This window comes from Pseudodonghicola sp. (genome assembly GCF_048268305.1).
Classification (GTDB): domain Bacteria; phylum Pseudomonadota; class Alphaproteobacteria; order Rhodobacterales; family Rhodobacteraceae; genus Pseudodonghicola.
The window spans coordinates 240,134-258,952 of the sequence record NZ_JBLWVT010000009.1; the positions used below are offsets into that span (position 1 = coordinate 240,134).

The 18,819-nt window shown below is 65.4% G+C and carries 21 protein-coding genes and 1 pseudogene; 10 read left to right on the plus strand and 12 right to left on the minus strand.

Annotated elements, in window-relative coordinates:
- Positions 1-35: 35 nt before the first annotated feature.
- The gene (locus ACN0V4_RS17855) at positions 36-998 is read right to left on the minus strand and encodes an acetyl-CoA carboxylase carboxyltransferase subunit alpha (protein ID WP_417678595.1); all 963 of its coding nucleotides are present in this window, start codon (positions 996-998) and stop codon (positions 36-38) included.
- 267 nt (positions 999-1,265) lie between these two features.
- Positions 1,266-1,862 carry a LysE family translocator gene (locus ACN0V4_RS17860; protein WP_417678597.1) on the minus strand — a complete coding sequence of 199 codons (597 nt, stop codon included), beginning with the start codon at positions 1,860-1,862 and terminating at the stop codon, positions 1,266-1,268.
- 73 nt (positions 1,863-1,935) lie between these two features.
- Between ACN0V4_RS17860 and ACN0V4_RS17865 the strand changes: the two genes are divergently transcribed.
- A complete protein-coding gene (locus ACN0V4_RS17865; protein ID WP_417678599.1) occupies positions 1,936-2,388 on the plus strand; it encodes an Lrp/AsnC family transcriptional regulator in 453 nt (150 codons plus the stop codon).
- A gap of 93 nt (positions 2,389-2,481) precedes the next feature.
- Positions 2,482-3,063: a PA14 domain-containing protein gene (locus tag ACN0V4_RS17870; protein ID WP_417678601.1), complete on the plus strand. Its 582-nt coding sequence runs from the start codon at positions 2,482-2,484 to the stop codon at positions 3,061-3,063.
- A gap of 6 nt (positions 3,064-3,069) precedes the next feature.
- Here ACN0V4_RS17870 and ACN0V4_RS17875 read toward each other — a convergent pair whose 3' ends face one another.
- Positions 3,070-3,687, minus strand: coding sequence for a hypothetical protein (locus tag ACN0V4_RS17875; RefSeq protein WP_417678603.1), 618 nt, complete (start codon positions 3,685-3,687; stop codon positions 3,070-3,072).
- A 67-nt stretch (positions 3,688-3,754) separates the two neighbouring features.
- On the minus strand, positions 3,755-4,714 hold the full coding sequence (locus tag ACN0V4_RS17880) for an L-malyl-CoA/beta-methylmalyl-CoA lyase (protein WP_417678605.1): 960 nt from the start codon (positions 4,712-4,714) through the stop codon (positions 3,755-3,757).
- A 280-nt stretch (positions 4,715-4,994) separates the two neighbouring features.
- On the opposite strand from ACN0V4_RS17880, the gene dgcN reads away from it, so the two are divergent.
- From dgcN to ACN0V4_RS17895, 3 genes are all read left to right on the plus strand, one after another.
- A complete protein-coding gene (dgcN, locus tag ACN0V4_RS17885; RefSeq protein WP_417678607.1) occupies positions 4,995-5,996 on the plus strand; it encodes an N-acetyltransferase DgcN in 1,002 nt (333 codons plus the stop codon).
- A 121-nt stretch (positions 5,997-6,117) separates the two neighbouring features.
- Positions 6,118-7,083 (plus strand): N-acetyl-D-Glu racemase DgcA, encoded by a 966-nt coding sequence (gene dgcA / locus ACN0V4_RS17890; protein ID WP_417678609.1) that lies wholly within the window; start codon positions 6,118-6,120, stop codon positions 7,081-7,083.
- A gap of 85 nt (positions 7,084-7,168) precedes the next feature.
- Complete coding sequence (locus ACN0V4_RS17895) at positions 7,169-8,029, plus strand: D-amino-acid transaminase (RefSeq protein WP_417678611.1); 861 nt, start codon at positions 7,169-7,171, stop codon at positions 8,027-8,029.
- Positions 8,030-8,099: 70 nt separating this feature from the next.
- Here ACN0V4_RS17895 and ACN0V4_RS17900 read toward each other — a convergent pair whose 3' ends face one another.
- Both ACN0V4_RS17900 and ACN0V4_RS17905 read right to left on the minus strand, forming a co-directional pair.
- On the minus strand, positions 8,100-9,425 hold the full coding sequence (locus ACN0V4_RS17900) for a Hint domain-containing protein (protein ID WP_417678613.1): 1,326 nt from the start codon (positions 9,423-9,425) through the stop codon (positions 8,100-8,102).
- 391 nt (positions 9,426-9,816) lie between these two features.
- A pseudogene (locus ACN0V4_RS17905) lies at positions 9,817-10,098 on the minus strand (ABC transporter ATP-binding protein); the annotation flags it as partial.
- A gap of 26 nt (positions 10,099-10,124) precedes the next feature.
- Here ACN0V4_RS17905 and ACN0V4_RS17910 point away from each other — a divergent pair.
- Positions 10,125-10,580, plus strand: a complete 456-nt coding sequence (locus ACN0V4_RS17910; RefSeq protein WP_417678615.1) for a DMT family transporter — start codon at positions 10,125-10,127, stop codon at positions 10,578-10,580.
- Here ACN0V4_RS17910 and ACN0V4_RS17915 read toward each other — a convergent pair.
- The 4 genes from ACN0V4_RS17915 to ACN0V4_RS17930 form a co-directional block, all read right to left on the minus strand.
- The gene (locus ACN0V4_RS17915) at positions 10,567-11,364 is read right to left on the minus strand and encodes a DODA-type extradiol aromatic ring-opening family dioxygenase (protein WP_417678617.1); all 798 of its coding nucleotides are present in this window, start codon (positions 11,362-11,364) and stop codon (positions 10,567-10,569) included. The genes ACN0V4_RS17910 and ACN0V4_RS17915 overlap by 14 nt on opposite strands.
- 128 nt (positions 11,365-11,492) lie before the next feature.
- On the minus strand, positions 11,493-12,476 hold the full coding sequence (locus ACN0V4_RS17920; RefSeq protein WP_417678619.1) for a zinc-dependent alcohol dehydrogenase family protein: 984 nt from the start codon (positions 12,474-12,476) through the stop codon (positions 11,493-11,495).
- A 102-nt stretch (positions 12,477-12,578) separates the two neighbouring features.
- Positions 12,579-12,896, minus strand: coding sequence for a DUF1244 domain-containing protein (locus tag ACN0V4_RS17925; RefSeq protein WP_417678621.1), 318 nt, complete (start codon positions 12,894-12,896; stop codon positions 12,579-12,581).
- A gap of 137 nt (positions 12,897-13,033) precedes the next feature.
- Positions 13,034-13,771, minus strand: a complete 738-nt coding sequence (locus tag ACN0V4_RS17930; protein WP_417678623.1) for an N-formylglutamate amidohydrolase — start codon at positions 13,769-13,771, stop codon at positions 13,034-13,036.
- Positions 13,772-13,908: 137 nt separating this feature from the next.
- Between ACN0V4_RS17930 and pyk the strand changes: the two genes are divergently transcribed.
- From pyk to rplT, 4 genes are all read left to right on the plus strand, one after another.
- Positions 13,909-15,354: a pyruvate kinase gene (pyk, locus tag ACN0V4_RS17935; protein WP_417678625.1), complete on the plus strand. Its 1,446-nt coding sequence runs from the start codon at positions 13,909-13,911 to the stop codon at positions 15,352-15,354.
- A 25-nt stretch (positions 15,355-15,379) separates the two neighbouring features.
- Positions 15,380-15,604, plus strand: coding sequence for a hypothetical protein (locus tag ACN0V4_RS17940; RefSeq protein ID WP_417678627.1), 225 nt, complete (start codon positions 15,380-15,382; stop codon positions 15,602-15,604).
- A gap of 166 nt (positions 15,605-15,770) precedes the next feature.
- Positions 15,771-15,971, plus strand: coding sequence for a 50S ribosomal protein L35 (gene rpmI / locus ACN0V4_RS17945; RefSeq protein ID WP_417678629.1), 201 nt, complete (start codon positions 15,771-15,773; stop codon positions 15,969-15,971).
- 15 nt (positions 15,972-15,986) lie between these two features.
- A complete protein-coding gene (gene rplT / locus ACN0V4_RS17950) occupies positions 15,987-16,352 on the plus strand; it encodes a 50S ribosomal protein L20 (protein WP_417678631.1) in 366 nt (121 codons plus the stop codon).
- A gap of 72 nt (positions 16,353-16,424) precedes the next feature.
- On the opposite strand, the gene ACN0V4_RS17955 is transcribed toward rplT, so the two are convergent.
- Together ACN0V4_RS17955 and ACN0V4_RS17960 are read right to left on the minus strand one after the other, a co-directional pair.
- Positions 16,425-17,633, minus strand: coding sequence for a YbfB/YjiJ family MFS transporter (locus ACN0V4_RS17955; protein ID WP_417678633.1), 1,209 nt, complete (start codon positions 17,631-17,633; stop codon positions 16,425-16,427).
- Positions 17,620-18,765 carry a serine hydrolase domain-containing protein gene (locus ACN0V4_RS17960; RefSeq protein WP_417678635.1) on the minus strand — a complete coding sequence of 382 codons (1,146 nt, stop codon included), beginning with the start codon at positions 18,763-18,765 and terminating at the stop codon, positions 17,620-17,622. Before ACN0V4_RS17960 ends, ACN0V4_RS17955 begins: the two co-directional genes overlap by 14 nt.
- Positions 18,766-18,819 lie beyond the last annotated feature (54 nt).

The window sequence follows — 18,819 nt, forward strand, 5'->3', positions numbered from 1 at the left end:
AAGGGGGGGGAGGGCGATGCGTCAGGCGGGGCGGTTTAGGCCGCTAGCCCCTGCTTGCCCATGTCGAGGAATTTCTGCCGCCGATCCTTGATCAGGGTGGCGGGTTTCTTGCCGTCCAGCTCGGCCAGCATGGCGCGCAATGTCCTGCCAACCGCCGCGATCGCCTCTTCCCGGTGACGGTGGGCACCGCCCATCGGTTCGGGGATCACCCGGTCCACCACCTTGAGCTTGAACAGATCTTGCGCGGTCAGTCGCATCGCCTCGGCGGCCTCGCGCATCTTCTCGGCGTTCTTCCACAGGATCGAGGCGCAGCCTTCCGGCGTGATCACCGAATAGACGGAATGTTCCAGCATCGCCACGCGGTCGGCGGTGGCCAGCGCCACGGCGCCGCCCGAGCCGCCTTCGCCGATGATGACCGAGACCAGCGGCACGCCGATCTGCAGGCATTTCTCGGTCGAACGCGCGATCGCCTCGGACTGGCCGCGTTCCTCGGCCCCCTTGCCGGGATAGGCGCCGGGGGTGTCGACCAGGGTAATCACCGGCAAGCCGAACTTATTGGCCATCTCCATCAGCCGAACCGCCTTGCGATAGCCTTCGGGCCGGGCCATGCCGAAGTTGTGCAGGATGCGCCCCTTGGTGTCGTCGCCCTTCTCCTGGCCGATCACCATCACCGGCTTGTCGTCGAAGCGCGCGAGCCCCCCCATCACCGCATGGTCGTCGGCGAAGTTGCGGTCGCCGGCCAGCGGGGTGAATTCGGTGAACAACGCCTCGATGTAATCGCGGCAATGCGGCCGCTGCGGGTGGCGCGCCACCTGGCATTTCCGCCAGGGCGTCAGCGTCTGATAGAGCTCGGCCAGCATCTTGTCGGCCTTGGCGTCAAGCGCTGCCGCCTCGTCCTCGACGTCCATCTCCTCATTGGCGCGGGCCAATGCGCGCAGCTCCTCGGCCTTGCCTTCGATCTCGGCCAGGGGTTTTTCGAAATCCAGATATTGGGTCATCGGGCCTCTCGCTGCGGAACCAAATGCGCTGTGTTGTCAGGCGCTATATGACCTTGCGACAGCGCAGATGCAACTCAGCAAGATTTATTGAGGGGTCGCGGGCGATGACATCTTGGCGAAACCAAGGTGGGTCAGCGATGCCGGAGCGCCATGAGGGCAGGATGTTGCAGGGGGCTGAAGCATCGTCGCCGACCGGGGGCGACCTGTCTGGGAAGGCACGGGGGCGGTGTCGCGACGATGAGCCGGTTTTGCCGGCGCTGCCTGGCCTCAGACGGCCCTGAGCACCGGATAGAGCGAAGCGACCAGCATGGCCGCCATGGTCCAGTTGAAGGCCGTCAACCGGCGCGGGTTGGTCAGGAGGCGGGCCATCTGTTGGCCGAGAACGGTCCAGGTGCTGATCGAGGGCAGGTTGATCGCGCCGAAGACCAGCGCCACCAGCAGCGTCGCGCCGATCGAATGGTCGGGGGTATAGGCGCTGATCGCGGTCAGGGCCATCGCCCAGGCCTTGGGGTTGACCCATTGGAAGGCGGCGGCCTGCAGGAAGCTGAAGGGGCGGCCGTTGCTCTCTCCGGTCTGGATCGGGGCGGCATGGGCGATTTTCCACGCCAGCCACAGCAGATAGGCGACCGAGACGATCTTCAGGCCCGCATAGCTGTAGGGCACGGCGTCGAAGACCTGCGCCAGCCCGGCGCCGACCATCAACACCATGAAGGTGAAGCCCAGCCCGATCCCCAGCATATGGGGCAGCGTGCGGCGAAAGCCGAAATTGGCGCCCGAGGCCATCAGCATCAGGTTGTTCGGCCCCGGGGTGATCGAGGAGACGAGGGCAAAGAGCGCGAGCGCGAGGAAGAGATCGTAGGTCATGGCGTGGAATCTTGCGCATCAGCGCCGGAATTAAATTGCGTTTTGTTGTTCCGCAGCGAAAGATGCGCAACAAATGACGAAGATGGATCAAATAAACCACTGGATATTGCGAGAGCTGACGCGCGACGGGCGGATCAGCAATCTCGATCTGGCCGAACGGGTGGGGCTGTCGCCCTCCGCCTGCCTGCGTCGGGTGCAGGAGCTGGAACGCGCGGGGGTGATCGCCGGCTATCGGGCGGTGCTGAACCCTGCGGCCATGGGGATCGGTTTCACCGCCTATCTGGGGGTGGGGCTGGGCGAACACACCAAGGCGGCGCAGGAGGCCTTTGAGCGCGCGGTGGCGCGGGCGCCTGAGGTGGTGGAATGCCATAATGTCACCGGCACCATCGAATATCTGCTGCGCGTCGAATGCGCCGATCTGCCGTCCTACAAGCGGTTTCATACCGATGTGTTGGGCACGCTGCCGCATGTCACCTCGATCACCTCCTATGTGGTGATGGATTCGCCCAAGGATGCCCGGGCCTGATCCGCGCAAGGGGCTTGCCCGGGAACGCCGGCCTGCCTAGGCTCAGGATATGGTCAGGACCGGCCGGGCCGGTCGCGAAAAGGGATGCCTAGCATGAAGATCGCAAGTGTCGCGGCCTTGGCCGCCTGGGCCTTGGGGGCTGTTGCGGCCGTCGCAGCGCCGCTGAAATTGACCCCGGCCGAGCCGCAGCCCTCCGGGCTGAAACCGGGGCTGGCGGTGAAATACGCCTATCTCGGCCCGCCGCCGCAGAAGATCCAGAGCATGTCGATGGCGCTGCAGATGCTGAATTCTGCCAAGCCTGGCCAGCCGTTGAAGGGGCTCGACTATCGCGACACCAACGAAGGTGATCCGGTTCTGACCCACAGCCAGGCCTTCAACGTCGCGGCGGCGATCACCGGCTTCATCCGTTTCGACGCGCCGGGTGTCTATGAGATCGAGACCTGGTCGAACGATGGCGTCGCGGCGCGGATCGGCGGTGCGGTGGTCGGCGATTTCGACGGCCGCCAGGGCTGCGAGGCCAATCAGCGGGTCGAGGTCGAGGTGCCCAAGGCTGGCTGGTATCCGCTGGATTTCGCCTATTTCCAGAAATACGGCAGCGCTTGCCTGATGATGAAATGGGGCAAGTCCGGGGAAAAGCTGAAATGGGTGCCGGACGAGGTCTTCGGCTGGAAGTAAGCCGGGCTATTCCAGCTCGAGCGCGGCGCGCAGGGCGGTTTCGGGCGAGCTGAGCACCGGGACCGCCGTTTTCAGATGGGCCGCCGCCCCGGCCATCGAGGCCTGCGCCAGCACCACGCAGGCGATTTCCGGGGCTGTCCGCAGCGCCTCGGCGATCCCTGCGGCCAAGGTGGCGGCAAAGCTTTCGGTTTGCCCCGTCTCGAACAGGCGCCAGGCCGCGCTGAGGTCGAGCAGGCGCAGATCGGAGGCCTTTCCGGCGGCCGCAAAGGCGGCCTCCAGCAGCGTCCGCGACGGCGTGCGGGTGCTCTCCAGGCAAAAGGCCATCAGGACCGGCCCGCCGATCCGCGCGGCCTGCGCCATCATTGGCGCGTCGATGCGAATCGCGCCTGCCTCGGCCGCCAGCGGCCCCAGCGTGGTGCAGGTGCAAAGCACCCGGCCCGGCGCGGTGCGGATGGTTTCGGTGATCTCTGCCGCCAGATCGGCGCCGATGCCGCCCTGCGCGCGCGCCAGCCAGTCGGGCCGCACGACATGGGCAAGGTGCGCCCCGGGGGCGACGCGGGCCGCAAGCCGGTCGAAGGTGGCGCGATGCACCTCAGCGGTATGGATCAGGGTGAGATCGGCCATGTGATCCTCAATGAAAAAGGGGGCGCCGGTCGGACGCCCCCCGAAATCGCTTGCGGCCTGGTCGGGCTCACTTGCCGGCGATCAGCTCGGCCTGGGCGACGATCACCTCGGCCTGCTTGATGCTGGCGATATCGACCAGACGGCCCTTGTAGACGGTGGCGCCTTCGCCGCGCGCCTTGGCGTCTTCCATCGCGGCGAGGATTTCGCGCGCCTCGGCCACGGCGGCCTCGGACGGGGTGAAGACCTCGTTGGCCAGGGCCACCTGTTTCGGGTGGATCGCCCATTTTCCGACCATGCCCAGCGTCGCGGACCGCAGCGCCTGGGCGCGGAAGCCGTCATCGTCCGAGAAATCGCCGAACGGCCCGTCGACCGGCAGCACCCCATGGGTGCGGCAGGCGGCGACGATGGCAGCCTGGGCCCAATGCCAGGGATCCGACCAGTACTTTGCGCCCTCGCGCAGCATGTAATAGTTTTCCTGGGTGCCGCCGATGCCGGTGGTCTGCATCCCCATCGAGGCGGCAAAGTCGGCGGCGCCGAGGCTCATGGCGACGAGGCGGGGCGAGCTGGCGGCGATCTCTTCCACATGGGCGATGCCGGCGGCCGATTCGATGATCACCTCGAAGTTGATCTTCTTGCTGCGGCCCTTGGCGGTTTCCACTGCGGTGGCCAGCGCGTCGACCGCATAGACGTCGGCGGCGCAGCCGACTTTCGGGATCATGATCTGATCGAGCCGCTCGCCCGCCTGCTCCAGCAGGTCGACCACATCACGATACCAATAGGGGGTGTCGAGCCCGTTGATCCGCACCGAGAGGGTCTTGGTGCCCCAGTCGATCTCGGAAATCGCCTGGATGATATTGGCGCGGGCGGAAGCCTTGTCGGAGGGGGCCACCGAATCTTCGAGGTCGAGGTTGATCACATCGGCGGCGCTGGCCGCCATCTTGGGAAACAGTGCCGGGCGCGAGCCGGGGCCGAACAACTGGCAGCGATTGGGGCGCGCCGGGGCGGCGGGCTGGATGCGAAAGCTCATGGACGGAACCCTCCGGGTAATGATGTTGCTATTTTTCTGGCTCTGGGCGTATTAAATTGCGTCTCTTCCTGCAAGGAGATTGTGCGGATGCAGAAATTTCCGCACGGGCGAAAGGCTGGAGGAGATTCGCGGCTTTCTGGCGGACTTGCGTAAATATTCTTCATTTTTGTCGAACTGGTGAAGAATCTTGCGCATATTCGCGAATGCATCGTGGAAAACGCGATACATTCCGGCTTTTATTTCGCTAGCGTAATCGGGAATAACGATGGAGACATGCGCAATGATCGAGACCCCGTATCTGCTGTTCCTGGGCGACGCTCCCGACCAACTCGCCGCCAAGGTGGCGCAGGGCATCAAGGACTGGCGCCCGGAGAATGCTGTGGGCCAGTTCCGCATGGAAGGCTGCAAGGCCGATCTGGGCCTGGCCGACATGAGCCTCGCCGAAGCCAAGGCCGCCGGAGCCAAGACGCTGGTGATCGGCGTCGCCAACCGTGGCGGCATCATCAGCCAGGAATGGAAAAAAGTGCTGGTCGCGGCGCTGGAAGAGGGCTTCGATCTCGCCTCCGGCCTGCACAACCTGCTGCGCAACGAACCTGACCTGGTCGCCGTGGCCGAAGCCACCGGCCGGAAGTTGCACGATGTGCGCATCCCGACCGTGCAATATCCGATCGCCAATGGCGTGAAACGGACCGGCAAACGCTGCCTGGCCGTCGGCACCGACTGTTCGGTGGGCAAGATGTACACCGCGCTGGCGATGGATGCCGAAATGCGCGCCCGCGGCATGCAGTCGACCTTCCGCGCCACCGGCCAGACCGGCATCCTGATCACCGGCGGCGGCGTGCCGCTCGATGCGGTGATCGCCGATTTCATGGCCGGGTCGATCGAATATCTGACCCCGAACAACGACCCCGAGCATTGGGATCTGATCGAAGGCCAGGGCTCGCTGTTCCACGTTTCCTATTCCGGCGTGACGCTGGCGCTGGTGCATGGCGGTCAGCCGGATGCGCTGGTCCTCTGCCACGAGCCGACCCGCCCGCATATGCGCGGCCTGCCGGGCTATACCCTGCCGTCGCTGGAAGATCTGCGCGACGTGGCGCTGAAGCTGGCGCAGGTTGCCAACCCCGCCTGCGTGGTGGCCGGGATCTCGGTCAATACCCAGCACATGGGCGAGGACGAGGCACAGGCCTATCTCGCCAAGCTCGAGGCCGAGATGGGCCTGCCGGCGACCGACCCGTTCCGCTATGGTGCGGGCAAGCTGGTGGATGCGCTGGCCGCGATCTGACCTTCGGGCCGAGAAGAAGACAGGGGGCGTGCCGCGATCGGCGGCGCGTCCGCGCCCCTTCGGGGGATTGACGTTTCAAGTGAAGAGGGGGCGCCCGCAGGTGTCCCGACAGGGGGACCGGATGACCATCGACGTGACGCGCGACGTCTTCAAGCTGGCGCAGGTATTCACCATCAGCCGCGGGTCGCGCACCGAAGCCAAGGTGCTGACGGTGCGGGTGACCCGGAACGGCATCACCGGCTGGGGCGAATGCGTGCCCTATGCCCGTTATGACGAGACGCTGGACAGCGTCGAAGAGGAAATCCGCGGACTGCCGTCGGATGTGACCCGCGCGGCGCTTTACGACCTGCTGCCGGCGGGGGCCGCCCGCAACGCCGTCGATTGCGCGCTGTGGGACTGGGAAGCCAAGAGTGCCGGCAAACGGGTCTGGGAATTGGCGGGGCTGGCCGCGCCGGGGCCGGAGATCACCGCCTATACGCTGTCGCTGGACACCCCCGAGGCGATGCAGGCGCAGGCCGCCAAGAACGCCTTCCGCCCGCTTCTGAAGATCAAGCTCGGCACGCCGGACGACATGCCGCGGCTGGAAGCGGTACGCGCCGGCGCGCCGAAGTCCCGGATCATCGTCGACGCCAACGAGGGCTGGTCGGCCGAGGTCTATGCCGATCTGGCGCCGCATCTGGTGCGGCTGGGGGTGCAGCTGGTCGAACAGCCGCTGCCGGCCTCGCAGGACGAGGCGCTGATCGGAATGGAACGCCCGGTGCCGGTCTGCGCCGATGAGAGCTGCCATGACCGCGCCTCGCTGCCCGGGCTGAAGGGCAAGTACGATGTGATCAACATCAAGCTCGACAAGACCGGCGGGCTGACCGAGGCGCTGGCCCTGCGTCAGGCGGCGTTGGCCGAGGGCTACAAGGTCATGGTGGGCTGCATGGTGGGCAGCTCGCTCGCCATGGCGCCGGCGACGCTGGTGGCACAGGGCGCGGCGGTGGTGGACCTTGACGGGCCGCTTCTGTTGGCAGAAGACCGCGACCATGCGCTGTGCTTCGACGACAAGGGTGTGCATCCGCCGGATGCGGCGCTTTGGGGCTGAGAGACCCCTTTCGGAATTCATCATATCACCCGCCCTTGGCCAGACCCCGGGGGAGGGCGCGAAGGACAAAGGTTAGGAACGCGAAATGAGCCGGACTGTCTATCTGAACGGAACCTATCTGCCCGAGGAAGAGGCCCAGGTGTCGATCTTCGACCGCGGCTTTGTCATGGGCGATGCGGTCTATGAGGTCACCTGTGTGCTCGATGGCAAGCTGACCGAGTTCGACGGCCATATGGCGCGTCTGCAACGGTCGCTGAAAGAGCTGGAGATGGTCTGCGACATCACCCGCGACGAATGGCTGGAGATTCACCGCAAGCTGATCGAGCTGAACGGTGTCGAAGAGGGCGGCGTCTATCTGCAGGTGACCCGGGGCAATGCCGGCGATCGCGATTTCCATTACCCGCCGGCCGGCACCCCGCCGACCGTGGTGCTCTATACCCAGTCCAAGCCGGGTCTGGTCGAGGATCCCAAGGCCGACAAGGGCATCAAGGTGATCTCGGTTCCCGATCTGCGTTGGCATCGCCGCGACATCAAGACCGTGCAGCTGCTCTATGCCTCGATGGCGAAGATGGCGGCCGAGAAGGAAGGCAAGGACGATGCCTGGTTCGTCGAGGACGGCTATGTCACCGAAGGCTCGTCGAACAATTGCTATATCGTGAAGGGCGGCAAGATCATCACCCGCGACCTGTCGCATGACATCCTGCACGGGATCACCCGCGGCTCGGTGCTGCGGATGGCGCGGGAGGCGCAGATGGTGATCGAGGAGCGCCCCTTCACCATCGCCGAGGCGCAATCGGCGGACGAGGCCTTCTATACCTCGGCCTCGGCCTTCGTGATGCCGATCGTCGAAGTCGACGGCGTGGCGCTGGGCGACGGCAAGCCGGGCAAGGTGGCCAAGCGGCTGCGCGAAATCTATATCGAGGAAAGCCGCAACTCGGCGATCTGATCCGATTTGATCGGGACCGGGAAGGGGCGGGCATTGATCCGCCCCTTTTTGTTGTGTCTTCGGGGGGGCGTCAGGCAACCGATGCTTTCTCGGCGTCATGGCCGATGTGCCGATCGGCGACGAAGGCCTTGTCGTTCTTCAGGTGGCGCGCCGTCAGCTGGCGGGCCTGCCGCCCGGAGATCAGCGGCCGGGCCGGTGGGGGCATGCGGCCCTGCTCTCGAAAGGTGGGGAACAGGCGGAAGATTTCGGCCTGCGCCTTCGGTGAGAGCGCCTGCAGCGCCATGGGGCCGGTATAGAGAGATTCCGCCGCGGTTCCGTTTGCGATCAGCACCTCATGCCGGTCGAAGAGGATATGGAAATACCAGACCTCCTCCAGCTCCTGCACGATTTCGATGCCGTCGGCGCGCAAGAGCGTTTTGGCCGACAGCAACACCTCGGGTTCCCCGAACATCCTCTGGGCGATTGGGGAGCGGATCAGGAGGCGATGTTGCGGGGACACCACGAGATCGGTCTGCGGCACCCCCCTGCCAAGGGCTCCGGCCTGGATGCGGATCGGGCGGATTTTCTCGGACAGTTGCAGCTGGTCTGAGGTGATCTTGACCGAGCCGATCCAGCGGATTGGCTGCGGGCCGTGATCCAGGGTGTGGACCAGTTCGCCCTCCGTCAGCTCTTCGATCGGGATGCTGCCACGGGGGGTCTCAAGCCGAGTGCCGCGGGTGAAGCAGATGACGTTCGTGGAAGGGAAGGTGAATGTATCGGCGGTGATCAGGTCGTTCGAGGGATCGCTATCATTGAGTGAGGCGGTTATTGCCGCGTAATCCTCAGGGGTTACACCCGAAACGTCGACCCAGACGCTCTGCACCAGAAGGCCGGTGTAGCTGCCGTAATGCAGTGTCAGAGTTTGGTTGTTCTGATCATAGCTTGATATCGACAGGTTGTTGGAGATGCCGGTGATGCTTAAGCTGTCGCCAGCGGCCATGCCGGAAACATTGAAGACGACGGTGGACAGCAGGCTGACAGAGGGATCATAGACGAAATTCCCGGCCTCGGAGCCGGAGTAGACCACATTATAGGCATTCAGGAGGCTGGCGACCGTAGTGACGGTACTGGCGTCAATAACAACGGTCGATGTGTCGCCGACGCCGAAGGTGAAGGAGGACAGGGCACTGATATCGAGAACCCCGAGCCTGACGGTCAGCTCAGCCCCGTTTATGGTATTGAATGTCGGGTTCGAAAGGGCGGTGACATTGGCAATGGATTGGAGCTCTACATTGGCCCCGTCGATCGTCAGCGTGTGCGATCCCAGTGCCGAGATATCAACAAATGTCGTCTCGGCGCCGTCCGTATCTGTGATAACCTGATCGGAAGTTCCAAGATCTACAGAAATAATTGCCATGTTTACCTCACTATACCCGAGGACGATGGCTCAACTAAAACTGGTATACTGAGAAACGAATAACGCCACCGCGATGGTTCAACTCTTGAGGAGATGCTTCTCTATGGTTGTGTAGTGATCCATCAGAATCTGACACGCGTAAAGTTTTATTTAAATATTGATGCATAATTGATGCATAAATGTGCGAACTAACCATCCGCTTGTGTTGGAGGGCCGCAAATCTGGATAATGGTCTCTGTACTTTTCACCTTTTGCTCGTATCGGCAGCCGGAGGTGAGCGACGCCAGGCGCGACGACCGAGGTGTCAGAGGATCGCATGGGCAATCGCCCTGGACACCACTCGATTGGCGCCGATATGGGCGGGTCTCCGCCTCAGTCATGGGGCCGGCTGTCAGCCTGTCAGGGCGATGGTTCGGTGCGGCTCCAGCGCCTGCAGAAACGCCTTGTCGTGACTGATCACCAGCAGCGCCCCGTCATAGGCCGAGAGCGCGGCTTCGAGCGCCGCGATGCCGTCGAGATCGAGGTGGTTGGTGGGTTCGTCCAGGATCAGCAGCATCGGCGGCGGGGTCGCGCCGAGGGTGCAGGCGAGGCCCGCGCGCAGGCGTTCGCCTCCGCTCAGATCGGCGGCCCGACGCAGGGCGTCGCCAGCGCGAAAGCCGAACCGGGCGAGCGCTGGGCCATCCGCTGTGGGCGACCCTGGTGTCGCTGGCGATCAGCGTGCTTTGCATCATTCCCGCGTTGATTGCCCTGCGGGTTCCGCTGCCAAGCATCGGCGCGTTGGCCGAACAGCCCAAATGGGTCTGGCTCGGCGGTGTCGCGGGGGTGATCTATGTGACGGCGGCCATCCTGCTGGTGCCGCGGCTGGGGGCGGCGGGCTTCATGACGGCGGTGATCGCCGGGCAGGTCATCGCCTCGGTGGCCATCGACCATTTCGGCGGCGTCGGCCTCCCGGTTCGTCCGGTCGAGACGGCGCGGCTCGTCGGGGTCGGTCTGGTGACGGCGGGCGTCGTGCTGGTGCAATGGCCGGCGCTCGCCAGGTTTGTGGCGCTCTTAGGCGCCCCGGGGGTGGCAAGGGGCCTTGCCGCCCCTTGCTTGTCTCTTGCGTCGGTGCCTGCCGTATCACCCCGTTGGTATGGCCGGATCAGCCGAACCTGAAGCTCGAGGCGGTGACGCCGCCGAAGATATTGGTCTGGTGATAGGTGCGGCTGACCGGGGCGTCCTCTGCCGCGCCGAGGGCTGCAAAGAGGGGGACCAGATGATCTTCACGCGCATGGCACTTGCGGGCATAGGGCGCCTGTTCCCAGTTCAGGATCGCCTCGGTCCGCTCGGTCGGGGGCAGGGCCAGGGTCTGGTTCAGCCAGCTGTCGAACTCGGCCGAGGGGATGCGGGCGCGCGGCCCGAATTCCCGCAGGTTGTGATAGCTGAGGCCAGAGCCCACGATCAGCACGCCCTCTTCCCGCAGCGGCGCCAGCGCGCGTCCCAGCGCGACATGCTTGGCGGGGTCGAAATCGTGCCGGATCGAGACCTGGAACAGCGGCATGTCGGCCTCGGGGTACATCAGCGCCATCGGCACGAAGGTGCCGTGATCATATCCCATCTGGTCATCCAGATGGGTGGGCAGGCCGGCGCCGGCGATTAGACCCGCGACCTTTTCCGCCAGCGCCGGGGCGCCGGGGGCCGAATACTTGATCTCGTAGGTATGCGGCGGGAAGTTGTAATAGTCATAGACCATCGGCGGATGCGCCGAGTGCATCACGGCGAAATCGTCTGCCTCCCAATGGCCGGAGATCATCAGGACCGCCTTGGGCTTGCTCGGCAGCTCGGCCGGCATATGGGCCAGCGATTGCGCCAGCGGCGCCAGATGCGCGGCCATGTCCGGAATCCAGGGCCAGGGGCCGCCGCCGTGCGAAATGAAATAGGTAGGCATCAGGGTCGTCATCTCAGGCCTCTCCTCAAGGGGCTGCGTTGCCCCAGATGTAGCGCGCCGGGCGCCTGTGGATAAGGCGCCTGCGCGAACAGACCCTGTGCAGCGCTTCGCAGAAGCTGGGCTGCGACGGCCTCGCTGCCTCAGGGCACCAGCACCGCGGCCCCCTGCAACCGGCCGGCGCGCAGATCGTCGAGCGCGGCATTGGCCTGGTCCAGCGGATAGGACACGGTCTCCGTCTTCACCTGCGCCTCTGCCGCGAGCGGAAAGAACTCCTCGCCGTCGGCCCGCGTCAGATTGGCGACCGAGACGATCTCGCGTTCTTCCCAGAGATCGTCATAGGGAAAGGCCGGGATATCGCTCATGTGGATGCCGCCGCAGACCACGCGACCGCCCTTGCGCAGCGATTTCAGCGCCGCCGGCACCAGCGCGCCGACCGGGGCGAAGATGATCGCGGCATCCAGCGGTTCGGGCGAGGGGGCAGAGGAATCGCCGGCCCAGACCGCGCCCAGACGGCGGGCGAAGTCCTGCGCCGCCTGATCGCCGTCGCGGGTGAAGGCCAGCACCCGGCGGCCCTGGTGGATGGCGATCTGGCAGAGGATATGCGCCGCCGCCCCGAAGCCATAAAGCCCCAGCACCTTCGCCGCACCCGCCTTCGACAGGCTGCGATAGCCGATCAGCCCGGCGCAGAGCAGCGGCGCCAGCGCCACCGGGTCGGCATCCTCGGGCAGGGGAAAGGTGAAATCGGTGTGCGCCAGGCAATATTCGGCATAGCCGCCGTCAAAGGTGTAGCCGGTGAAGAGCGGCTCGTCGCAGAGGTTTTCCCGCCCCATGTCGCAATAGGGGCAATGGCCGCAGGCATGGCCCAGCCAGGGCACGCCGACGCGCTGGCCTTCGGCAAACCCCTCGACCCCGGGGCCGAGCGCGGCGACGCGGCCGACGACCTCATGCCCCGGCACCAGCGGCAGTTTCGGATGGGTCAACTCGCCATCGACGATATGCAGGTCGGTGCGGCAGACACCGCAGGCCTCGACCCGGATCAGGATCTGTCCGGGTCCCGGCTCGGGGCGGGGAATGTCCTTGAGGGTCAGGGGCTGACCGACCCGTTCGAAAACCATCGCGCGCATTGCGGACCTCCGTTCCTCTGCGGAGCCAGCTTAGCACAGGCGGACGCAGGACACGATGTCAGTTCGATGTCGGTTTGGGGCCGGTTCGGGCGGCTTGATGTCTCAGTCCTTGGGCGCGCCCACATTGTCCGCGAAGGCCTGTTTGAAGGCCGCCTGCTTGCCGGCGTCGGCCTCGGTCTGGTTCTGCGCCTTCCAGTCGTCATAGGGCATGCCGTAGAAGATCTCGCGCGCCTCGTCCTTGGTCATCTCGACGCCGCGTGCGTTGGCGGCCTCCTGATACCAGCGGCTCAGGCAGTTGCGGCAGAAGCCCGCCATGTTCATCAGGTCGATGTTCTGCACATCCGGTCGTTTCACCATCAGATGCTCGCGCAGCGCGCGGAAGGCGGCGGCCTGAAGTTCGATCTCGGTCTGGTGGTCCATGGTTCCGGGCTCCCCTGTTGCTGACTTCCGATCTAGGCGCTCCGGGGGCCTCTGTCACCTGTCCGGCGGGCGGGGGGCGTTTTCGTGCAAAGAAAACGGTGCGGAATTTTTGCAAAATTCCGGACCCGGCGTCGCTGTCAGAGCCCGGCCTCCTCCAGCGCGCGGGTCAGGATCGGGGCCAGCCGCTCGGCCCAGTCCTGTTGACCCAGCTCATCGGCGATCAGGTCGTTGCGGATCTCGATCAGCACATTGGGCCGGCCCTGCCTGAGCGCATGCTGATCGATCGAATCGCCGGGCAGATGGCCGCCATAGGGCTGGTTCTCGCCCACCACCAGATCGGTCTCGGCCCGCAACAGCCGCAGCAGCGGCCCCGCCAGCCGGGTTTCGCCCGCGTGCAGGATGCCGATGTGCCAGGGCCGGGGATCGCGGCCGCGCAATTGCCGGGTGAAGGAATGCATCGCCAGGATCACCGTATGGGGCAGGGCGGCCAATCGGGCGACCGCGCGGTGATAGGGGCGATAGCAGAGGTCGAGCCGGCGTTCGACTTCTGCCGCATCGGCGTCGCGGTTGGCCGGGATCACCGAGCCGTCGTAAAGTTTCATCACCAGCGTCGGGTCGTCCTCGCCCCGGTTGGGGTCGATCACCAGGCGGGAGAAATTGGTGCCGATCACCGGACCGTCCAGCAGGGTGCCCAGATGCCGCGATACGCCCCAGGCGCCGACGTCATAGGCAATGTGACGCTCCATATCCGTGCGCGGCAGCCCTAGGTCGCCGCCGCCCACCTGCGGTGGCACGGTATTGGCGGCGTGATCACAAGTGATCAGCCAACGGCCGGGACGGGTTTCGCCTTCTAGGAAATAGGGGATATATGTCATTGGCCTGTCATCGCTTTGTCCCCATCTTTAGGTGAGTTGTGCCCGAATGGGAATTGGGCAAAGAGAGTAGGGCACGGGAACGCGCGGCCCGTCGTCGATGATGGCGGATCACTGCGCAAGACTGCAAGGAGAGGCAGATGAGACGGCAGCGCAACGTGAAGATCGTGGCCACCCTGGGACCGGCATCCGATACTTACGACACCATCCGCGCCCTGCATGAGGCCGGCGCCGACGTCTTCCGGCTGAACATGAGCCATGGCAGTCACGACGACATCCGGGCCAAACATTACATCATCCGCGAGGTGGAGCGCGATCTGGGCAGCCCGATCGCCATCCTGGCCGATCTGCAGGGGCCGAAGCTGCGTGTCGGCACCTTTGCCGACGGTCCCCATGCGCTGCAGGACGGCGCCGCCTTTCGCTTCGATCTGGACCCGGCCGAAGGCGACATCACCCGCGTCTGCCTGCCGCATCCAGAGATTTTCCAGGCGCTGGAGCCCGGCGCCACACTGCTGGTCAACGATGGCAAGATCCGCCTGAAGGTCGAGGCCTGCGGTGACGATTTCGCCGATTGCACGGTGATCGCGGGGGGCGAGATTTCCAATCGCAAGGGGGTGAACGTTCCGGATGTGGTGTTGCCGCTGGCGGCGCTGTCGGAAAAGGACCGGGCGGATCTGGAATTCGTCTGCGCGCTGGGCGTCGACTGGTTGGCGCTCTCCTTCGTGCAGCGGGCCGAGGATGTGGCCGAGGCGCGGGCGCTCGCCAAGGGGCGGGCGGCGATCCTCGCCAAGATCGAGAAACCCACTGCGGTGGAACGCTTCGGTGAAATCCTCGCTGTTTCCGACGGGATCATGGTGGCGCGCGGCGATCTTGGGGTGGAACTGCCGGTGCAGAAGGTGCCGCCGATCCAGAAACGCCTGATCCGCCAATGCCGCGCCGCCGCCAAGCCGGTGATCGTGGCGACCCAGATGTTGGAAAGCATGATCGAAAGCCCGATGCCCACCCGGGCCGAGGTCTCGGACGTGGCCGCCGCCATCTACGAGGGCACCGACGCCATCATGCTCAGCGCTGAATCCGCCGCCGGCCATTATCCGGTCGAGGCGGTGCAGACGATGGACAATGTCGCCACCGAGGTGGAGGCCGATCCCAATTACCCCTCGATCCTGGCCGCCTCGCGCCGGAGCGACGGGCATTCGATCGCCGATGCCATCGTCGCCGCCGCCCGCGAGATCGCCGAGACCACCGATATCAAGGCGATCTGCTGTTTCACCCAGTCGGGGGCCACCGCGCTCTTGACCGCGCGGGAACGCCCCGGCGTGCCGATCATCGCCATGACCAGCCTGCTTGGCACCGCCCGGCGGCTGTGCCTGAGCTGGGGCTGCAATTGTGTGATCACCGAAGAGTTGGAGCGATTCCGTGGCGCGGTGATCAGCGCGGTGCGCGCCACCCGCAGCGGTGGCTTTGCCACGCCTGAGGATCAGATCGTGGTCGTCGCCGGGGTTCCCTTCAACATGGCGGGCACGACGAACATTCTGCGGATCGCCCCCTGCGACGAAAGGTTGATCTATACCACCGATCCCGGCTAGGGCTTGGAGAAGCAGGGAGCGCGGCATGGACACCGATCTTATTCTCGTTCTGGGGCTGGTCGTCGTCTTCTTTGCGATACCGGCGTTGGTCTCGGCCTTCAGCGATGAGCGGCGCTTGCGCGCGCCGACGGTGGCCCTGCTGATCGGGGGCGGGGCGATGGTCTATGCCTATGTCGCCCATCCGGGCGGCTATACGCTGGAGCAACTGCCGGATGTGTTTTTCGGAGTGATCGGCAGGTATTTTCGCTGAACCGGGCCCCTGTGGTCGAGAATTGGCGAAAAACCCGATAAAACCGCGCTCCGGCCTCTTGTCAGACCGGCAGGATTTGCCTAAACGGCCCTCCTGACCGCGCGACCGGCCCAAGCGGCATGCCGAGTCGCGTTTGTAACCGACCCGAAAAATACAGGAGACGGAAATGCCCAAGATGAAGACGAAGTCGAGCGCCAAAAAGCGCTTCAAGGTGAGCGCGACCGGCAAGGTCATCACCGCTCAGGCCGGTAAGCGCCACGGGATGATCAAACGTACCAAGAAATTCATCCGCAACGCCCGCGGCACCACCGCAATGTCCGCCCCCGACGCCAAGATCGTCAAGGGCTACATGCCCTACGACCGCTAATAGGAGGTTCGAGAGATGTCCCGCGTTAAAGGTGGTACCACGACCCACGCCCGCCACAAGAAAGTCATCCAGGCTGCGAAAGGCTATTATGGCCGCCGCAAGAGCACCTATAAGGTTGCGCGTCAGGCCGTTGACAAGGCGAACCAATATGCAACCCGCGACCGGAAGGCGCGCAAGCGCAACTTCCGCGCTCTGTGGATCCAGCGCATCAACGCCGCCGTGCGTGCCTATGATGAATCGCTGACCTATTCGAGCTTCATCAACGGTCTGGCGAAAGCCGGGATCGAGGTGGACCGGAAGGTTCTGGCTGATCTGGCCGTACACGAGCCCGCCGCTTTCGGTGCGATCGTCGAGCAAGCCAAGGGTGCCCTGGCCGCCTGAGCCAGCGCCTGAGAGGTTACGGAAAGGCCGCCCTGTGGGCGGCCTTTTTCGTTTGGGCAAAGGTGTGGCGCATCAGATCGGATCGTCGCCGATCCGCCGTTGCGCCAGCGCCACCAGGGCGCCCGTGCTCAGCACTCCGGCGGCCCAGAGCAGCCCGTTGCCGATGTCGCCGGTCGCGTCCCCCAGCCAGCCCGCCGCCACCGGCCCGATGGTCTGCGACACCGCAAAGACCACGGTGTAAAGGCTGATCGCAGCGCCCCAGCTTGCCGGCGTCAGGTTCTGGCGGGTGAAGTTGGTCACCGCCCCGGGCGCCATGAAGACCGAGAGCCCGAAGACCACCGCCGAGACAGCCAGCCCGGGGCCGGCGGGAAACACCACCGCCAGGGCCGAACCCACGGCGATGCAGATCAGGATCAGCGCCAGCGGCACGCCGGTGGCAAACCGGGCGAAGATCGGCCGCCAGACGAAGGGCGACAGGCACAGGCACAGGCCCAAGAGCGCCCAGACCGAAGCAATCAGCCCGGCGCCCGATCCCTGTTCGGTCATCCAGGCGCTGAGGAAGGTCATATAGACGATATAGCCCATGCCGAAGGCGGCGTAGCCGGCGATCTCGGGCAGCATGCGCAGGACCGGCAGCGATGCCTTGGCCGGTCGGGTTGCTGTCTTGGGGGGCCGCAGGCTCTCTCCGGCCCAGAGCGACAGTGGCACGAAGACGACGCAGGCCAGACCGACCAGAATCCAGCCCATGGGCCAGCTCTCGGGGCCGTACCAGCCCAGCATCAGGGGCAGCGCCACCCCCGCCAGCATGATCCCGGAACCGCCGCCGAAGCCGAACAGAAAGGCGATCGCCAGCGCGTTCTTGCGCGGGTTGTCGGGAAAGAGCTGCGCCGCCAGCGCCCCGCCGGTCGAGAAGGACAGCGCGCCGAAAACCCCCGCCAGCACCCGCCACAGCGTTTGCCACCAGAGCGCCGGATCCAGCCCGGTCGCCAGCAGGGCCAGGGTGGTGGTGACCAGGCCGATGCTGAACAGCCGGGCGGCGCTGATCCGGCCGATCAGGATCATCGTCGCCACCGCGCCGGCGAGATATCCCAGCGCATTGGCGGTATTGAGCCAACCGGCCTGGGCATAGCTCCAGCCCATCTCGGCCTTCATCGCCGGCAGCAGGAGGCCATAGGCGAACCGTGCGAAGCCGTTGGTGATGCAAAGCCCGAGCGCCAACCCCAGCAAGACCAGCCAGGGGTGACGCTCGGCCGCGCTGCTGCGTCGCTCAGTGGCCGGCATAGACCGCCCGTTCGAAGGCCTCGTAGGTCGCGGCCATCGCCGGATCGAGGAAGGGCAGGGATTGCGTCATCAGCACCGCGCAAGTGTCGCGGGCCGGGTCGATCCAGTAATGGGTGTTGCAGACTCCCGCCCAGGATAGCGAACCGGCGCTGCGGCGGCCGGGGATATCGGCCTCGTTGCGCAGGAAGGCCATCGAATGGGTTACCCTGGTGTCGGGGAAAAGATCGACATCGGCGCTGACCGGCGGCGCCGCCGTGGTCATCCTCTCGAAGCTCAGCCCTCGCATCTGGTCCTGCATCATCAGCGCCATGGTCTCGGGCGACAGGAGGCGGGCGCCGTCCAGCTCTCCGCCGTTCAGAACCATGCGCAGAAAGCGCATGTAGTCGGGCGCGGTGGAATAGAGCGCGTGGCCCATGCCATAGACCTCGGGCTGCGCCGGCGGCGACAGGCGGGTGGGGCGGAAGGCGCCGTCCTCGGTGCGCATCTTCACGTCGGCAAGCCGATGCTCGCGCCCTTCGGGTTCGAAAACCGTGTCGGTCATGCCGAGCGGCTCGAAAATCTCCTCGCGGCAGAAGGTGTCGATGCGGCGGCCGTCGGCGGCCTCGACCATGCGGCCCAGCCAGTCGATGGACAGCCCATAGCCCCAGCGGGTGCCGGGATCGGAGGTCAGCGGATAACGCAGCCCGTCCGCGAGCCCAGACAGGGCCGGCGGCCGGTCGCGGGTGGCGAGGTAATTCGCCACATCGGCGTTCCAGAATTCGTATTCGATGCCACTGGTATGGGTTGCCAGATGCCTGAGCGTTGCGACGCTGCGCTGTGGCCGCAGGATCGGCTCGTCGCCATCCCAGCCGTCCAGCACCGGCAGATCGGCCCAGTCGGGCAGCAGATCGGCCACCGGGGTTTCGGGGCTCAGCACACCACGGTCGATCAGGATCAGCGCGGCAAGCGATCCGATCGCCTTCGACATCGAGAAGATGCGGAAGACGGTATCCTCGGCTGCCGGGCGGCCCTCGGTGGCCTCGCCTGCGCTGGTGCTGAGGGTGATCCCGTTCGAGCTGCCGACCATCGCCACCGCAAAGGGCAGCGCGCCCGCCTCTACCGCGTGACGTAACACGCGTTTTGCCTCTTCCATGCGCTCCTCCTTCGCATTCCCTTGTGGCGGACCCTATGCGCTGGACCTGCCCGC

Excerpts from the sequence above, each read along its gene's own strand:
- ACN0V4_RS17955 (WP_417678633.1), bottom strand. The coding sequence starts at position 17,633 with ATGCCGGCCACTGAGCGACGCAGCAGCGCGGCCGAGCGTCACCCCTGG.
- rpmI (WP_417678629.1), top strand. The coding sequence starts at position 15,771 with ATGCCCAAGATGAAGACGAAGTCGAGCGCCAAAAAGCGCTTCAAGGTG.
- ACN0V4_RS17960 (WP_417678635.1), bottom strand. The coding sequence starts at position 18,765 with ATGGAAGAGGCAAAACGCGTGTTACGTCACGCGGTAGAGGCGGGCGCG.
- ACN0V4_RS17880 (WP_417678605.1), bottom strand. The coding sequence starts at position 4,714 with ATGAGCTTTCGCATCCAGCCCGCCGCCCCGGCGCGCCCCAATCGCTGC.
- ACN0V4_RS17925 (WP_417678621.1), bottom strand. The coding sequence starts at position 12,896 with ATGGACCACCAGACCGAGATCGAACTTCAGGCCGCCGCCTTCCGCGCG.
- ACN0V4_RS17855 (WP_417678595.1), bottom strand. The coding sequence starts at position 998 with ATGACCCAATATCTGGATTTCGAAAAACCCCTGGCCGAGATCGAAGGC.
- ACN0V4_RS17915 (WP_417678617.1), bottom strand. The coding sequence starts at position 11,364 with ATGACGACCCTGATGCCTACCTATTTCATTTCGCACGGCGGCGGCCCC.
- ACN0V4_RS17870 (WP_417678601.1), top strand. The coding sequence starts at position 2,482 with ATGAAGATCGCAAGTGTCGCGGCCTTGGCCGCCTGGGCCTTGGGGGCT.
- ACN0V4_RS17900 (WP_417678613.1), bottom strand. The coding sequence starts at position 9,425 with ATGGCAATTATTTCTGTAGATCTTGGAACTTCCGATCAGGTTATCACA.
- rplT (WP_417678631.1), top strand. The coding sequence starts at position 15,987 with ATGTCCCGCGTTAAAGGTGGTACCACGACCCACGCCCGCCACAAGAAA.
- ACN0V4_RS17930 (WP_417678623.1), bottom strand. The coding sequence starts at position 13,771 with ATGACATATATCCCCTATTTCCTAGAAGGCGAAACCCGTCCCGGCCGT.
- ACN0V4_RS17865 (WP_417678599.1), top strand. The coding sequence starts at position 1,936 with ATGACGAAGATGGATCAAATAAACCACTGGATATTGCGAGAGCTGACG.
- ACN0V4_RS17940 (WP_417678627.1), top strand. The coding sequence starts at position 15,380 with ATGGACACCGATCTTATTCTCGTTCTGGGGCTGGTCGTCGTCTTCTTT.
- pyk (WP_417678625.1), top strand. The coding sequence starts at position 13,909 with ATGAGACGGCAGCGCAACGTGAAGATCGTGGCCACCCTGGGACCGGCA.
- ACN0V4_RS17875 (WP_417678603.1), bottom strand. The coding sequence starts at position 3,687 with ATGGCCGATCTCACCCTGATCCATACCGCTGAGGTGCATCGCGCCACC.
- ACN0V4_RS17860 (WP_417678597.1), bottom strand. The coding sequence starts at position 1,862 with ATGACCTACGATCTCTTCCTCGCGCTCGCGCTCTTTGCCCTCGTCTCC.
- ACN0V4_RS17895 (WP_417678611.1), top strand. The coding sequence starts at position 7,169 with ATGAGCCGGACTGTCTATCTGAACGGAACCTATCTGCCCGAGGAAGAG.
- ACN0V4_RS17920 (WP_417678619.1), bottom strand. The coding sequence starts at position 12,476 with ATGCGCGCGATGGTTTTCGAACGGGTCGGTCAGCCCCTGACCCTCAAG.
- dgcN (WP_417678607.1), top strand. The coding sequence starts at position 4,995 with ATGATCGAGACCCCGTATCTGCTGTTCCTGGGCGACGCTCCCGACCAA.
- dgcA (WP_417678609.1), top strand. The coding sequence starts at position 6,118 with ATGACCATCGACGTGACGCGCGACGTCTTCAAGCTGGCGCAGGTATTC.